This is a genomic window from Paenibacillus wenxiniae, from assembly GCF_039822605.1.
GTDB classification, from domain to species: domain Bacteria; phylum Bacillota; class Bacilli; order Paenibacillales; family Paenibacillaceae; genus Saccharibacillus; species Saccharibacillus wenxiniae.
On record NZ_JBCGUH010000023.1, the window covers coordinates 37926 to 53947 of the forward strand.

Genomic DNA, 16022 nt, shown 5'->3' on the forward strand with positions numbered 1-16022 from the left:
CATCTCCTGTTCCGTTTCGCTTATACATAACTTTTATCATGATGTGTTAAGACAACTTCAACTCCACCATCACGCCAAAATGATCCGATACGACTGCACCATGATGACCATTCAGCGCTACCCTTGAGCGCTCAACCAGCAATTCCCGATTGCTATAAATGTAATCGATGCGCAGTGGACGCTCATTGCCTTCCCAGCCTGCAATCGATTTGATCACCGTATGTCCAGCATCCTTATCTATAGCTAGCGTATACGTATCCTGCCAAATCTGCTTCATCATATAGTCATACCCTTCATCACGCAGCTCGGCTACATTGTTGAAGTCACCGAGAAATAGAATCGTCTCCTGCTGATACGGTGCAAGCAGCTCCTCTGCTCGATCCCACTGTGGTCGAAACGGCTCTACATCATCATTCCACCAGCCAAAATGACCATTTGCCAGCCACACTGCCTGTCCTTCATACGCTGTGCGCACAGCCAGCACTTTGCGCGTTTTGTAATGCTCATAGATGCGCTGAGTCGATACATGTCCGCTTACCGTATCGTTTAGCGGTGTACGTGACAAGATCGCCAGCCCTTCATCAAAACGGCCATGTGATGCCGAATGCACCGGAATCCACGTCCAGTGATACGCTTCATGCAGCCGCGACAGCAGCACATAGGCGTAATTGTCCGCTCGAATAACCGCGTCCGAATCAGCTGCGACATAATGTCCCAGACTGGATGCTTCTACAGCTGGCTCTGCCGCAGTCTGGTTGACTTCCTGCATCGCAATCACATCGAATTGTTGTTCATTAATAAAATCCGCCAGCTGCCCAATTTTCTCCAGCTGATTCTCTTCATGCCAACCATGTACATTTAACGTTAACAATTTCATCGCTCTACTCCATCCGTCGTATAGTCCAGCATCCTTCATGTAGTTCAGCACACCTTTATTGCCAATACGTCTGAGCATGCTGTCACCGTATTTCTAAATTGATTCTTATCTCTATTAACCGCAAAACCCGTCTATCCTGCATTCCTATCGCTCGGCTTCCCTACCGAAACGCCTTGCTTCCACTATACCATAGCTTTTTAAAGACCAAACGAAACAGCAAAAAATCCTACCAGATCATCGCTGTTCCGGCAGGATTATAGTTCATTTTATATAGAAACGAAAACGCTAGCTCCATGCTGTCGTGCAAGGATAGCTATACTAAGAGACGGAAATTCAACACCCGATCATTCAACTTCAGCCTACCGATATGACGGACGAAACGATCAATCAGCTCATCCTGCTTACCGCTCGATCGTCAGCACCTGTTGCTGGCCTGCCGTCACATTCCCAAGCTGTTCGATAACACCTTTCACCTCATCCTGACCATCCGGCACGATAAATGGTGTGATCACTGGATAGCCTGCCGCTTGAATATGAGCGATATCAAATTCGAGCAGCAATTGTCCTTGCTTGATCTTATCACCCGTTGCCACATGCGCAGTAAAGCCTTCGCCTTTCAGCGATACCGTATCTACACCAACATGAATAAGCACCTGAATACCGGAGCTGTGTTCGATCAGCATCGCATGCTTCGTTTTGAACAGTTGCGCAATTTTACCATCAAAGGGAGCATGTACTTTGCCTTCCTGTGGTTCAATCGCGATCCCTTGACCCATTAGCTTTTCTGCAAATGCCGGATCTGGTACGTTCGACAGATCGACCGCTTTGCCTGTAATGGGAGCAAATGCTTCGATTGGGCCTGTTTTATCCTTTTTGAAAAATGACAGCATCTTCTCATCTCCTCCAGTGTTATGAACGACCTGTCGCTGACTTACGATCCTGAGTCCAGGTCATCCATACGCAGGGACGAAAGTGCCGACATGTAACAGTCTATTCATAGATCTATTCCGGTACATGACCGGATTTTGGGTTCTATGATACGTGGGTATGCAAGCGGTTGTCAAATGTATTTGTTGCTGGCGGCGATTTGGCTTGTGTTTATTTTATTTTGTTTCTTATGCCAGCTTACTTATACCAGCTTATTATTTTGTGCTAGCTTTATATTCTGTTGCTTACTTCATACTCATTTAACTTTAACCTCTATCCTCATTCAACATCTTTAACATCGACTTTTTATCAAAAATGTAAAAAGATGAGCGAATCAGAACATTTCAACCTCTTCATCTGGAACATCCAGCTTTAAAAATGACTATTCCGCTCTGAAAGACTCTTTTTTTCGTTATTTCAGTCGTTTTTACAATTGTTTTTCTATAGTTAATTTCATTTTGGTAAAAAGATGATATACTATACGTATACAGAAGGGACGGATACGTATGTTATTTGGGGCAGCACGAACCGGATCTTCCACAACATCGCCGCCTGCGCGCAGAGTAGCGATGTGGATCGATCTGTTCTGGGTCTTTTTCAAAATTGGACCGGCTACATTTGGTGGCGGTTATGCGATGATTCCGATGATTGAGCGAGAAGTAGTAGAACGACGCGGCTGGATTGAGCCGGATGAGATGAATGATCTGTTATCGGTCGCTGGCTCGGCTCCGGGCGGAGTAGGCGTGAATGCCTCTGCTTTTGTCGGCTACCGGATGGCTGGTGTGACCGGCGCGATTGCAGCGACACTTGGTATTACATTGCCTACGTTTTTGATTGTGTTTGTATTAAGCTTATTTTACTCGCTGTTCCACGATGTGCCTAAAGTGCAGGCTGCTTTTCAAGGTATTAAAGGTGCGGTAATCGGCCTAATTGCGGTTGCTGCCTATCGCATGGGCAAAAACTCGCTATTTGATCGCACGACGATTATTGTGGCGGCGACAGCGCTGACGATCCTGCTATTAACCGGACTGAATCCGATCTTCCTTATTTTATCCGGTCTGGTAATCGGATTGCTCATCGTAAGGGTGAAAAAGGCGCTGGGCCTAAGGATTCGTACAGAAAAAGAGCGCGGTTCTGGTAAGCACAATACGACGTATATCGAATACTATATTTAACTATAGTATTTATATTACCTACATCATAAAGAAGGTGCACTATGCTGTTATGGCAGCTGTTTATTTCATTTTTGAAAATTGGCTTCGTTTCATTTGGCGGTGGCTATGCGGTCATTCCGCTCATTCAGCATGACGCTGAGCAATACGGCTGGATGGCGGCTGAGCCGTTTCGTCAAACCGTTTCGCTCGCTGGCATGGCACCCGGTTCGATCGCGACGAATAGCGCGACACTGATCGGTTATCAGGTAGCAGGCATACCCGGCGCTGCGATTGCTACGTTCGGTATTGTGCTCCCCTCGCTCGTGCTGGTGATCACGCTGGCTGGATTATTTTATCGGATGAATAGCAGTCAGGTGATCAAATCATCGTTTTATGGTCTGCGTCCGATTGTGACTGGCTTGATCGCGTATGCAGCAATTCATTTTGGACTCGGCAGCGGCTGGTCAGCACTGAGCGAGCTGAAAACATGGCTTACGCTACTGATCGGTGCAGCCGTCTTTCTGGCGATTGTACGTTACAAAGCCCATCCGCTGCTCGTCATTCTCGGTTCGGCAGTGATGGGCATTGTATTGTTCTGATCATCGTTCTGATCGTTGTTTGAATCACTGTTCCGATCATCGTTTTGAATCGTGCTCTAAATTATGTTCTTAAATCAAGTTCTATATTATTCGGATCATTGCGATCATTGCGATCATTGCGATCATTTCGATTGCTCCTGTAAGAGCATAACCGCTTCCAGTAACACGTTCACCCCCTGGGCACATTGCTCATACGGCGTAAATTCTTCCTCACAGTGACTTTTACCGCGTACACTGGGCACAAATACCATCGCCGCTGGCAGGAAGTCCGCTACAAACTGAGCGTCATGTCCGGCACCGCTAGCCATCGTTCGATATGAATAACCGAGCGTATGGACTGCCTGCTTCAATACGCTGCATACATGTGTATCAAACCAGACGGTATCACGATTCCACAGGCGTGTCGCTTTCACCTCACAGCCGCCCTGTTGCTTGGGCAAGCCATGAATAATCTCCTCTACTTTACGTACCACCTCTTCATCTTTATGCCGTGCCTCTAATGTAAACACGACTCGATTCGGAATGACCGTATGGATATTCGGATACACATTCATACGTCCCATCGTATACACTAATTCCTCATCCAGCGGTGCAAGCTGCTCTCGCAGCATACAGATCAGATCATTCGTGGCGAATAATGCATCCTGCCGCATCGACATCGGTGTCGTGCCTGCATGATTGGAATCTCCATGTACCTCTATCTCATAACAGACCATCCCGACGACACAATCAACCAGCCCGATCGCCAGTTGCTCACTTTCCAGCACAGGGCCTTGTTCAATATGTAACTCCAAATAAGCGGTCGCTGCACGCATACGATGCTGCTCATCTCCCGCATAACCGCTTGCCTGTAGCGCATCTCCAAACGTCACACCATCCGAATCCGTCTTCGCTAGCATCGTTGCTTGATCAAACCGTCCAGCAAGCACGCCCGACGCCATCATCGACGGCTCAAAACGTGCCCCTTCTTCATTCGTAAAATTCATAACGACGATCGGAATGCGCGGCTGAATGCCATAGTCTCGAAGTGTACGCACCAGCTCCAGCCCGGCGAGTACGCCAAGAATACCGTCAAAGCGCCCGCCCTTTTTGACCGTATCCATATGAGAACCGATGACAATCGGTGGCACATCCTCTGTCCCCCCATAGGTCGCATACATACAGCCCAGATCATCCACGGCAACCGTCATACCAAGCTCTTCACAGCAATGCTTGAAATAGCCACGTACTGCAATATCCTGCTCACTTAACGCTAGTCGGGTAACACCATTGTTTTCGGTACGTCCATAATCGGCAAATGCCTCAATCGTCTGCTCCAGTCGTGCTACATTTACGAATAACTGTTGCTGCTGCTTCATCGTTATCACTCCAGTCGCCAGATTTCGGATATCGAACATCGCTTGCCTGTTGCTTGCTGTGACAGATTGCAATCTACTACCCTACTAGGGATTAGAGATCGCTGTTCCTGCAAACAGTCGTTATGGTGCGGCTCAACCACTCATTATTATGCTGCGGTTACTCCATTTCAGATCCTCTGTTCAGCTCCATAGCTTCTATACTAAAGCAATCCAGCTCAATGTCATTTGACAAAATGTAATATTTCCTGTGTAAACCTTTTGAAATCAGGTGAAAAAAAGGCGCAGCTGTGCTATTCTAAAATATTAGTAGTGTGTAAATTTTGTCCCGTAAAAATCATGATTATTTTTCACCGGATTTACAATGTCAGATGCTGAATGTAAATTGGTTTTGTCGTGCAAAAATTACTTCATTTACCGGCACGGTGGCACGGCAGGAAAAGACTCTAGTCGAGCCTGTATTTTCTGTCGCCGCGCTTCCATTATGCCCAACCATAATATTACGATTCATTCCAGGGAGGTTTATGTTAACGCCATGCTCATTATTGGTATTGCCGGTGGCACCGGTTCAGGCAAGACAACTGTCGCACGCTCCGTTATCGAACGTTTAAGTGCAGGCAAGGAAGTCACGTTCATTTCGCAGGATAATTATTACAAGGATCACACTCATCTCACATTAGATGAGCGCGCGCTCATTAACTATGATCACCCATTCGCGTTTGATAACGAACTGCTGATCGAGCATCTTGGCGAGTTAAAGCAAGGTCAAACGGCTTATGCGCCCGTGTACGATTTCACGATGCATGCTCGTTTTACCGATCAACGACTGGAACTGATGCCGAACAATATCGTCATTATCGAAGGTTTGCATGTATTGTCGGACGAGAAGTTGCGTGAGCAGCTGGATATTAAAGTATTCGTCGATACCGACCCGGACGTGCGCATTTTGCGTCGTGTGCTGCGTGATATTGAAGAACGTGGACGCAGCATCCAATCGATTCATCAGCAGTACCTAACAACCGTGAAGCCGATGCACGAAGCGTTTATCGAGCCTTCCAAAAAGTACGCTGACCTGATCATCCCTGAAGGCGGACATAATGAAGTCGGTATCCAGTTGCTGTCGATCCTGACGGAAAAATACCTATCCGGCGAAGAATGGACAGGCGCGAAAAAGACCGACTGAGCGGACACTTCCTTTTCGTACCGATCATCGCAGCATAACATATAGCTATAGATCTCATTAACGTTATCAAACCGAACAAGCATCTGCCAGAGAATGGGCAGGTGCTTGTTTTTATGTTAGCTCAGCCTGATGTTAGAAAGATAATGGTGTTGATTTGAAATAAGGGACGAAGAGGTGGACTACGCCTGTTCAGTGAAGATATTCATTCTGTTTGAGCATGGAGCTGTGCTATAGTTATGTATTTTAGCCTTCTTACTTGGTTATCGTACTGCATGATCATGATCAATTTTCCAGTTATTGTTGCGACAACTGGTAATAAAAACTAAGATGAGAAGAGTAGTCTTTTCACCTATACGAATCATCTTGTGAATCAGCAGACTCGTACACAGCTTCTTTGTGGTGTGGCTTTAACATATAACGTCAACATATAATTTCAATAAGTATGATGGCATCGCTTTATTCATGTGCGTAGCTTCAACACAGATTATGAACCGACAACAAATAGCTTGTAGCCTGCGTATTCAATACCACTTTTAGGAGGACTTTGATTTGGATAGAAAAATTGTCGCCATTGATATGGATGATACATTATGTCATCTATTGCCACGGGCGATTCATTATCATAATTTGCTGTACCCTGATTTACCGCTCACGATGGAGCAAATCGTAAATTTTGATCTGCGCCAAATCTGGCACCATGAATGCTCGGAAGATGTATTTTTTGGACGTCCAGGGTTGTATGAGGAACTGGAAATTTTTGACGAGTACACGATTGCTGAAGTGGAGAAGATTCATGCCCAGCATGATCTGATTATCGTTACAGCGTCACGCCCTGACTCGGTACCGGAAAAGTGGCGCTGGCTGCAACGCCATCTGCCGTTTATTTCGTATGAGAACTTTTTTGTCGCTAAACGCAAATATTTGCTGGAGTTCGATGTACTGATCGACGATGGCCCGCATAATCTGCTGGCTGCACGTGCCGCTGGCAAAAAGACGATTGGCATTCCACGCCCGTGGAATTTGCCGATTCAGTCGGAGTTCGTGATGAAGGATTCGTGGCAGGGGATGAGTGAGCTGGTGAATGAGATGTTGACTGAAAATGAATGATGTAAGAAAAATACAATTTATTTAAATCAAAAAAACCTATAGCATAAACTTGAGTCTTTATTCTCAAGTTTATGTACAGGTTTTTTTACTCATTTCTTAAACAACTTAAAAGTCAAATAATTAGTTAGCTACTTCCTTGATATTATTCGATGCAAAGCCGGAATAATTAACATTTACGTTAGCTGAAGATGATCTGTAAGTTACTGTATAATCGCCGGACTGCATTCCATTAGAATAATTATCTATACTTCTCCATGTGTAAGAAGATCCGGCATCGACTTGTTTGGTAAAATAAACCAAACCGGATTTAATATTGGTAACAGAAATCGTAGTAGCAGCAGATGAGTTATTTAAAAAGTATAATTTTACATGACCATAATTAATAGGTACTACAAAAGCAGAAGATGTTTGTTTGCTACCAGAAGCTGTTCCAGAAAAATTATTAGCAATGATTGATGGAGTTACTGGATCACCAGAAAAAATCGGTCCTGTTTCTTCAACATTTTCATCAGTTGAATGTGAATCTACTTGGCTTTCTACAGAAATCTGTGGAGAATTAGCATGTACAATGGTAGGTATAATTATTGCTGTTGCTAAAGCTGTCGATAAAAGTACGATGTTTGATTTCTTCATAATTTTTCCTCCAACACTATTATGTAAAATTATTTATACAATTCATATTATAGTTTATTTACCATTTAAAGTATATACCCAAATTAAAAATTGTGAATTTAGATATCAGAATATAGCCACTTTGAGAAGATAGCTATATTCTGATAATATTACTTACGTTAATTGCTTCATTGCGCTGTAAAATAATGATACAGCACCTGCGTCCCTTTATTGTCATATCCTTCTTGCGCGAGCTGTTGATACACCGACTCTGCTAGCGCCAGTCCCGGTGTGTTCAGTCCCATCGCTTTTGCCGATTCCAGTGCGATGCCCATATCTTTAATAAAATGCTTCACATAAAAGCCCGGTTCAAAATCGCCTTTGATCATACGTGGGCCGAGATTGCTTAGCGACCAGCTTCCCGCTGCGCCAGTAGCGATGCTTTGCAGTACGACCTCTGCATCCAATCCGGCGAATTTGGCATACGCCAGCGCTTCGCACACACCGAGCATACCGGAGGCAATCGCGATCTGGTTACACATTTTCGTATGCTGACCTGCACCTGGGCCGCCTTGTAGAACAATATTCGTGCCCATTTTGTCCAGCAGTGGCTTCACCGCTTCAAAATCTGCCTGCTCGCCGCCTACCATAATGGACAGACGTGCTTCCCGTGCGCCCACATCACCACCAGATACCGGTGCATCGAGTGCATGCAAACCTTTGCTAGCTGCTTCCTCTGCAATCCGCTGTGCTAGCTGTGGACTGGAAGTGGTCATATCGATCAGGTATGTACCCGCTGCTGCCTTAGCGATAATTCCGTTTGAACCGAGGTATACATCTTCTACATCTTTCGGATAACCAACCATCGTAATGATCACATGGCACGCTGCTGCCAGTGCGCCCGGTGTCTCATGCCATGTTGCACCTTCATCTACCAGCTCTTGGGCAGACGCCGCTGTACGTGTATACACATGCAGCGGATAGCCTGCTTGCTTGAGATGACGCGCCATGCTTTTCCCCATAACACCGATTCCGATAAAGCCTACTGATGTTGTCGCTGCTTCCATTGCCATCCTTATTGCCTCCTTATGTGTTAGCGATGCCTTCTCATCAAAGTATAGCATGACTGATGCAGCTTCGCCGTTCGGTATCGGGGACGTCATGTAGATGATCGCAAGCACACCTGAACGCTCCAGACTGCGAAATCCACCTGTTGCACATATTCACTACGATATTCCGATATGCTTCACTTCATATATTGCCGTTTTCACTCTGTGCAGCTGTGGTAAAATAAACAAGCAAGCGGACTGCAAAGGACAGCTATGAGTACATACCGATTGGAGTTGATGCAGACGAGACTAGGTACTTTGTACGGCATAGATGGATCGATATAGATGGATGATCCTGTTGCTCAAAGGAACATCGCTGCATCTGCCACTGTCTATTACTTCTTCCTTTGATTTGCAGACCCGTGGCGCTTATGATCAACCTATAATGATGACTTGATCCGTATGGATCGTATCGAAAGGATGGAATTCTCATGCTGATGATTTTGGCTTCGATTATGATTGCTATCGTTGCGCTGGAGCATCTGTATATCCTTGTGATGGAGATGTTTTTGTGGACGACTCCGCGTGTGATGAAGACGTTTGGCACCAATCCCGAGCACGCCCAGCTTACGCGCTCGATGGCAGCCAATCAAGGGCTGTATAACGGCTTTCTCGCAGCCGGACTGATCTGGTCGCTTCTGCATCCAGATGCCCATATTGCGTACCAGCTCGCGATTTTCTTCCTTGCGTGTGTGATCATCGCTGCGCTGTATGGCGGTTTGAGCGTAAAGCGCTCGATTTTGATTATGCAAGGTTTGCCTGCGGTAATCGCATTGATCCTCGTACTGCTAAGCCACTAACGTTCAGGGTAATAACTGCTGCGCAATGGAGCGGCAAGGCGGCGAGGCGAGGTGTTATTCATACGCACCACGGTTTACTGCTTTGCCGGATACGCGCGGCTGACCAGCCATATCCAGCGTGCCGATCCGCTTCGTATCGATCAACCCGCTATCGATCGCAGGTGAGCCTGGGCGAAGACGATAGTCCCCTGCTTTCGCATTGCGAAATAGCGGATTCGCGAATCGAGCATGCTGCTCCTGCTTGCTCGCTTTTTGAAAGGCAGACAGATTTTCGTACACTATTCCCTTCCATGTCCACCACGCTTCATCTGCTCCACCTGGCGTATCATATAAGTTATAGTCCAGTCGGTTCCCATTGCTAGAATATTCGTTATAGATCAGCACACCGGTTGCACTCGCGGATAAAATATTATTTTGGATCACATTGCGTGACGTTCCATATTGGATCAACAATTGTCCGGCCCCATTACCCGGCTCATTCGATAACGTATCATTGCCCACCAGTGTATTATTCATAATGATGCAATCTGTCGCAAGTCCACGCTCGGTATCATAGCCTCCAATCCCAATGCCTGTATAACGATTGTTATACACCACATTACTGCGCGCGGTAATGCCGCTCGTCGACTTGCCTTTATGCTCGGAAGCAATCTCAATGCCGATATCATTGCTATAACTGCGATTGCGCTCAATGACGATATTACGTCCCCCATCTACATAAATGCCTGCTGCTCCGTTGCTATTGTTCGGCAGGTTGCGTCCGTAGGACGGATTGCGATTTGACGTAATATTGAACACCGTATTTCCAACAATACGCCCATTGCGTACCGCATCATATGCCGAATCAGGCGCTGTTCCTTCGAAACCAATCGCATCGATGCCGATATTATCGTTATCATGTACTCGATTATTCGTCACTTCAAAGTCTGTCACATTACCATTCAAAGCGATGCTTTCACTACTGCCCAGCACCAGATGATCCAGCTCATTGCCGCTAATCGTCAGATGATGCAATGCCGCAGGTGCCTTGGTGCCATAGACCGCAATACCGTGCGCATCACGCCCGGATAATTCCTCTCCCTGGGGATTAGCTGTATTGGCAATATGGTGAATATGGTTATTCAGCAGACGAATCGTTCCACCTGCGCCGATCACGCTAATGCCAGCAGGTACATGACCGGATTGGCTCGTCGCATAATTGCGAATTTCCAATCCATCGATCGTAATATAGCTGGCATTGTCGATTCCCACCATTCCTTGCAAACCGTCTACAGCCAGACCCGTTCCATCCAAAATCGGCTGCTCCTGTTTATAGCGAGTAAACGTAATCGCTCCCTGCTGTGCATTACCGGAACGGGTAATGTGTAACTGTTGTCGATATACACCGCCGCGCACATAGATAGTGCTGCCAGGCTGCGCCTGATTGGCTGCATGCTGTAATGTTTTCCAGGGCGCAGTTAACGTACCGTTGGCGCGATCATCGCCATTCGTCGCTACATAATAGGTCGTAGCCGCTGCTTCAGCTTTAGTTGGTTGCATCGTTAACGATTCATAGCTAATTGTTCCTCCCCAGCCACTTATCCATCCGAACATGATCGTACATAGTGCGATTTGTTTGAACATTTGTCAGCATCTCCTTTATTGATTATTAACACGGTATAGTTTACGAATGCACCTACGGCTCTAAAAATCGAAATATCTAATTATAAATCTACCAAAGCAAATCAACGTCGTTCCCATCAATTTAAAATGTTAAAATATATGCATTTAACAAATCTAACTTGGAATCTTAATGTTTAGCGAATTTAACGATGAGAGTTTAACTTTATTTATATAGAACATAAAATCCCTACTACTACATATCGGATAGTGTCTAAATTCAGTACAGCAATCCAAATTTATATTTCAGATTTCCTGATTAGCTCTTGTTCTTTTCTTTCATTTAAATATGTAAATAAACCGCTGCATCACTAATTCGAGAGTATGAATTCAGCTCGCCGATTGAGCTTGTATTTCCTATTACCATTCGCCTACAAACGGTGACTGATATCAAGATAGTCGTGTATATGTATGATAGGAAACAACTTATCAATCAATTTTCATAAAAATCAACCCTATCATCTTCATCTAAAATGCAGACAAAAACAATAGGGTTACTTAGCCTTAACTATCATCTTGATTACACATAATTTATTGCCGGATGCTATTAATTTGAAAGTAAATGTATGCCATGATAATTAAGAACATTCATTTTGAACGAGAAAAATAGTATTCATTGATTACTCGCATAATCATTAAAAAGAGCGATATGATTCGGAGACTTAAAATAATCTGGGACTTCCAAATTAAACATTTCTATAAGCTTCTGTATTTTAAGCTCAATTCCTTCAGATTCAAGTGAATAACTTTGTTTATGAATTTGCATGTAATCTATCATTTTCTCAAGTCCCAAAATATTCTCCTGTTTATATTGATCCACATGATCAACTAATGAAATTTCTTTTTCCAACATATTTCTAAATACATTCCGCCCGAATAGAAAAGTGAGATTTTGTGGTATAGATTTAACATATAAATACTCTAATAAATATGTTTCTTCTTTTGATGCTGTGTAAGCTAAATAACTATATCTTTCTTTACCTTGTATGAGTTCCAATCTACTCCAATTTTCAAAATATTCATCCCAAAATCCGTCACACTTTAACTTATCGAGAAGGATAAGTTCCATTAAAGATTTAAATAATTTTTCATAAAAATAGTCTGGCAATTCAATAGCTTGTAGAATCAAATAATCCTTTTTAATTTCCAAAAATGAATTCTTTCCTTCAGTCTCAAAAAATAACGGGCTGTGGTCTATAAAATGCTCAATCAATCCTTCATTTATAAAATCGTCAAAATCTTCTTCCTCTTCGTCACAGTTGTGTTCATAATCAGACTCTAAATCTTTATAAATATCCTCATAATTTCTATTTACATATTGATTAATTTGCAAATTAGTCCATTTCTCAAATCTCGCTTCTGTTGAGCGCTGTGCCGAATCGGATTTCTCGTCCTCATAAATCTTAAATGATTTGTATAACATAAACCAATCTACATGGCTGCTCCAATATTGACCATATGTCTGCTTCAAATAACAAATATAAGCTTGCATGGTGGCGAGAATGATTCGATCTATACTGGTTGTATTACTTAAATGTTTCTCCAAAAACTCGCCTTGATCACAATTAGCTAAATCATCTGTTAAGTGTTCAAGTTTAATACCACCTAAATGCTGATTATAAGTTTGAAACATTGCCATAGCTTCAGCATCTTTAACATCGTAATATAGCGATTCTCCTGCTTCTCTCCCTAGTCTACTCTCTCCATCACGGATTACATCTAAATAATTGAGAACTTTTTTATCGTGCCAGCGCGTTCTTGATAGTTTAACTCCACATTTTTCTTGATAATAATTTGTTATCTCGGTTGCTGATTTCTTTTCACTTTCGTACATATCCTATAGCCTCCTTGTTATTTAAGAGCATTATTTAAAATGACTCGTTTAGAATAACAAACGAAACCGAGTTTCAGTCAACAATCAATTTTTAACATCATTTCAACGTGAAATCATTCGAAAATCATGACCTACAGATTTGAACTATGTATGAATGAAACGGACTTGCCATCGTTTCATTCTTTATATTTCTATTTAGTTTGGAGGACAGATCAATTTAATCATGCTCAGATTAGATATCTATTGGTAAAATATTCAAAATATTAAGATCTATACATGGTTTGCTTTACTGTAAATAAAAAGTACTAAATCAACCGATGCTGCAACCATTTCGTCCCATAGAACCGCTTCAGGAAAATAATCCCGCGCACGCCCCACTCCAGATCCATCGCAATCCACACGCCGAGTACGCCCCAGCCAAATACAACACCAAGCACATAGCCCATCACGACGCGGAATAGCCACATCGTCAGCATCGAGACGACCGAGGTATACTTTGCATCACCGGCGGCACGCAATGCAGATGGTGTAATAAACGAGATCGCCCATAGCGGAATTTGTACCAGTGTATTCACTAGCAAAATCAGGAAAATATCATCCACAATTTCCGCTGGCGGAGCAAAGAGCGCGATCAACGGGTTAAATAGCGGTAAAATAATTAACCCCATCACTACAAACGAGATCGAAGACAGCACCAGAAACGACTTCGTAAACTTGCGCGCCTCGTCAATATTACCACTACCGATACAAATCCCGACTACCGTAATGATCGTCAGTGACAGCGCATTGGCTGGAATTTGCATCGCCCCAGCAAGCGCCGAACAGATCGCATTCACCGCAATCGCATACGTGCCCATCCAGACGATAAAAATCTGGGTGAGAATTTTACCGCCATTAAAGAACATTTGCTCGGTCGCAAAGGGGAAGCCGATAAACAGAATTTTGCGGAACATCTCCCATTTGACCCGAAATAATTCCTTCATCCGCACTTTAAGATTCACGTCGATTTTGAACAAATAATACAGCGCACAGACCGCACCGCCATAACGGGCGATATTGAGCGCAATCGTCATGCCGAGCACACCCATATGCAAGCCGTGGATAAACAGGAAGTTAAGCAGCACATACAATACGTTCATAATGAGTGACAGCATAAGCGAAGCACGTGTACTGGCTACACCACGCAGCGCGCCACAGATCGCTTCTACGATCGCAATGCCGGCAAATGAAATACAGCTCCCGATCAAATACGTGCGCGCATAGCTCATCACGTCCGCCTGCGCTGAACCAAACAGCACATTGAGTAGTGGCACATGTAGCGCAATGCCAAGCAGACCGACGACAAGTCCAAGTAGCGTAACAACCGAGATCGCACCTGCGCTCGCTTCGGATACTTTTTTCACATTGCCATTGCCTTTATACTGGGCAACGACGACCGTACCGCCTGTCGCTACAGCAATGAAAATACTGAACAGGAAAATATTCAGCGAGTCGATCATATTGACCGCACTGATCGCTGCTACTCCGGCAGAACTAATCATCGCTGTATTGATCAAGTTCAGCCCCATAATAAACGCCTGGTCAATCAAAATCGGAATAAACAGCGAGATCATCTGCCTGTAATTCATCGTGGCTCCGGTAAAATATCGATCGAGAATCCGGTGTCCCCATTTCCAACGTATCGCGTAATCCATTATGCATTCACTTCTTTTTGTATGAGATTGGGTGCTGCGGTCATGCTGACTGTCCGACGAGAATCTGTTTCAGCTTTTGTCACCGTATGTAGGTATGAAACCTGCGTTTAAGAGAATTGCCCTTTGATCCATTGGAACACGATTAGCCGTACGGTGTTGTTGTTGTTTTCTATATTAAGCGGATTGCTTCCATTTATGAAGGGGTAATTTACAATTCGTTAAATTATATGCCGGTGGAATCTAAACTCGAGACGTATACACGGTGCGACGGTGCTCGCCAATCTGGTGTTTGATCGCATTCCATGTTATGCGATGCGGATGACCTATTGGCTTTACTTGTTTTACTAGCTTTGATTGCTTTACTAGCTTTGATTTCTTTGATTGCTGTAACTGCTTTGATTTCTATGATTGTTTTAAGTGTACTAAAATGCAAACAAAAACGACTGTTCCTCATCATAAGGAACAGTCGCTTCATATCGGTCAATCATTACGTTTAAAGGAAATGCGGTCGAGAGGACTCGAACCTCCACGGGGGTAAGCCCACACGGACCTGAACCGTGCGCGTCTGCCAATTCCGCCACGACCGCAAATATTGTTAGTGATTGATTTCGCAACCACAAGAAAGATCATATCATGGGTGGGAGGATTGCGCAAGAGTTTTTATTCGGTAATAGCAATAAAGTATTTTATTGCGCAAAATTACTTTTCATTGTACCTCATGTTAGCGACGTACTAACAGGAAAAGTCGTCTATCTTCCTTATTTCCTTCTCTCCGTTCCGTTGTTCTCGCAACATTAGGGATTATAGTTTATACGTTATTGGATGTGCTTTATCGCTTACATTCTCACATAAGCTGCACCTTTATATAAAATTCAGCTACTATGAATGTTGTAGAGCATATATCGTTTGAAATTTAATAGTTGAACGGGGCAATCTCATATTTCAATTTAGATACTTCAAACTACTGAACACCGTAGCAAATCTATACACCCACAAATCCATACCACAGCAAATCCATACCACAGCAAATCCATACCACAGCAAATCCGTACCACAGCAAATCCGTACCACAGCAAATCCGTACCACAGCAAATCCGTACCACAGCAAATCC

Annotated in this window: 13 protein-coding genes and 1 tRNA gene; 5 read left to right on the plus strand and 9 right to left on the minus strand. The window is 43.9% G+C overall.

Going from position 1 to position 16022, the window contains the following annotated elements:
- Nucleotides 1–46: 46 nt before the first annotated feature.
- Nucleotides 47–877: an endonuclease/exonuclease/phosphatase family protein gene (locus AAHF22_RS22630; protein WP_347327256.1), complete on the minus strand. Its 831-nt coding sequence runs from the start codon at nucleotides 875–877 to the stop codon at nucleotides 47–49.
- Nucleotides 878–1278: 401 nt separating this feature from the next.
- On the minus strand, nucleotides 1279–1767 hold the full coding sequence (locus tag AAHF22_RS22635) for a PTS sugar transporter subunit IIA (RefSeq protein ID WP_347327257.1): 489 nt from the start codon (nucleotides 1765–1767) through the stop codon (nucleotides 1279–1281).
- Nucleotides 1768–2310: 543 nt separating this feature from the next.
- Here AAHF22_RS22635 and AAHF22_RS22640 point away from each other — a divergent pair.
- Together AAHF22_RS22640 and AAHF22_RS22645 are read left to right on the plus strand one after the other, a co-directional pair.
- A complete protein-coding gene (locus AAHF22_RS22640) occupies nucleotides 2311–2979 on the plus strand; it encodes a chromate transporter (RefSeq protein WP_347327259.1) in 669 nt (222 codons plus the stop codon).
- A 41-nt stretch (nucleotides 2980–3020) separates the two neighbouring features.
- Complete coding sequence (locus tag AAHF22_RS22645) at nucleotides 3021–3557, plus strand: chromate transporter (RefSeq protein ID WP_347327260.1); 537 nt, start codon at nucleotides 3021–3023, stop codon at nucleotides 3555–3557.
- A gap of 122 nt (nucleotides 3558–3679) precedes the next feature.
- Here AAHF22_RS22645 and AAHF22_RS22650 read toward each other — a convergent pair whose 3' ends face one another.
- Nucleotides 3680–4915, minus strand: a complete 1236-nt coding sequence (locus tag AAHF22_RS22650) for a Zn-dependent hydrolase (RefSeq protein WP_347327261.1) — start codon at nucleotides 4913–4915, stop codon at nucleotides 3680–3682.
- A gap of 532 nt (nucleotides 4916–5447) precedes the next feature.
- On the opposite strand from AAHF22_RS22650, the gene udk reads away from it, so the two are divergent.
- The gene (gene udk / locus AAHF22_RS22655) at nucleotides 5448–6095 is read left to right on the plus strand and encodes a uridine kinase (protein WP_347327262.1); all 648 of its coding nucleotides are present in this window, start codon (nucleotides 5448–5450) and stop codon (nucleotides 6093–6095) included.
- 549 nt (nucleotides 6096–6644) lie between these two features.
- Nucleotides 6645–7202 (plus strand): 5' nucleotidase, NT5C type, encoded by a 558-nt coding sequence (locus AAHF22_RS22660; RefSeq protein WP_347327263.1) that lies wholly within the window; start codon nucleotides 6645–6647, stop codon nucleotides 7200–7202.
- Nucleotides 7203–7322: 120 nt separating this feature from the next.
- Here AAHF22_RS22660 and AAHF22_RS22665 read toward each other — a convergent pair whose 3' ends face one another.
- Complete coding sequence (locus AAHF22_RS22665; protein WP_347327264.1) at nucleotides 7323–7835, minus strand: hypothetical protein; 513 nt, start codon at nucleotides 7833–7835, stop codon at nucleotides 7323–7325.
- A 167-nt stretch (nucleotides 7836–8002) separates the two neighbouring features.
- A complete protein-coding gene (locus AAHF22_RS22670) occupies nucleotides 8003–8887 on the minus strand; it encodes an NAD(P)-dependent oxidoreductase (protein WP_347327265.1) in 885 nt (294 codons plus the stop codon).
- 470 nt (nucleotides 8888–9357) lie between these two features.
- On the opposite strand from AAHF22_RS22670, the gene AAHF22_RS22675 reads away from it, so the two are divergent.
- Nucleotides 9358–9723, plus strand: a complete 366-nt coding sequence (locus AAHF22_RS22675; RefSeq protein ID WP_347327273.1) for a DUF1304 domain-containing protein — start codon at nucleotides 9358–9360, stop codon at nucleotides 9721–9723.
- A 54-nt stretch (nucleotides 9724–9777) separates the two neighbouring features.
- On the opposite strand, the gene AAHF22_RS22680 is transcribed toward AAHF22_RS22675, so the two are convergent.
- The 4 genes from AAHF22_RS22680 to AAHF22_RS22695 all read right to left on the minus strand — a co-directional run bounded on the left by AAHF22_RS22680 (nucleotide 9778) and on the right by AAHF22_RS22695 (nucleotide 15497).
- On the minus strand, nucleotides 9778–11346 hold the full coding sequence (locus tag AAHF22_RS22680) for a right-handed parallel beta-helix repeat-containing protein (RefSeq protein WP_347327266.1): 1569 nt from the start codon (nucleotides 11344–11346) through the stop codon (nucleotides 9778–9780).
- A gap of 649 nt (nucleotides 11347–11995) precedes the next feature.
- Nucleotides 11996–13216 (minus strand): hypothetical protein, encoded by a 1221-nt coding sequence (locus tag AAHF22_RS22685; RefSeq protein ID WP_347327267.1) that lies wholly within the window; start codon nucleotides 13214–13216, stop codon nucleotides 11996–11998.
- A gap of 305 nt (nucleotides 13217–13521) precedes the next feature.
- Nucleotides 13522–14910 (minus strand): MATE family efflux transporter, encoded by a 1389-nt coding sequence (locus AAHF22_RS22690; RefSeq protein ID WP_347327268.1) that lies wholly within the window; start codon nucleotides 14908–14910, stop codon nucleotides 13522–13524.
- A gap of 503 nt (nucleotides 14911–15413) precedes the next feature.
- Nucleotides 15414–15497 (minus strand) — tRNA-Leu (locus tag AAHF22_RS22695).
- Nucleotides 15498–16022 lie beyond the last annotated feature (525 nt).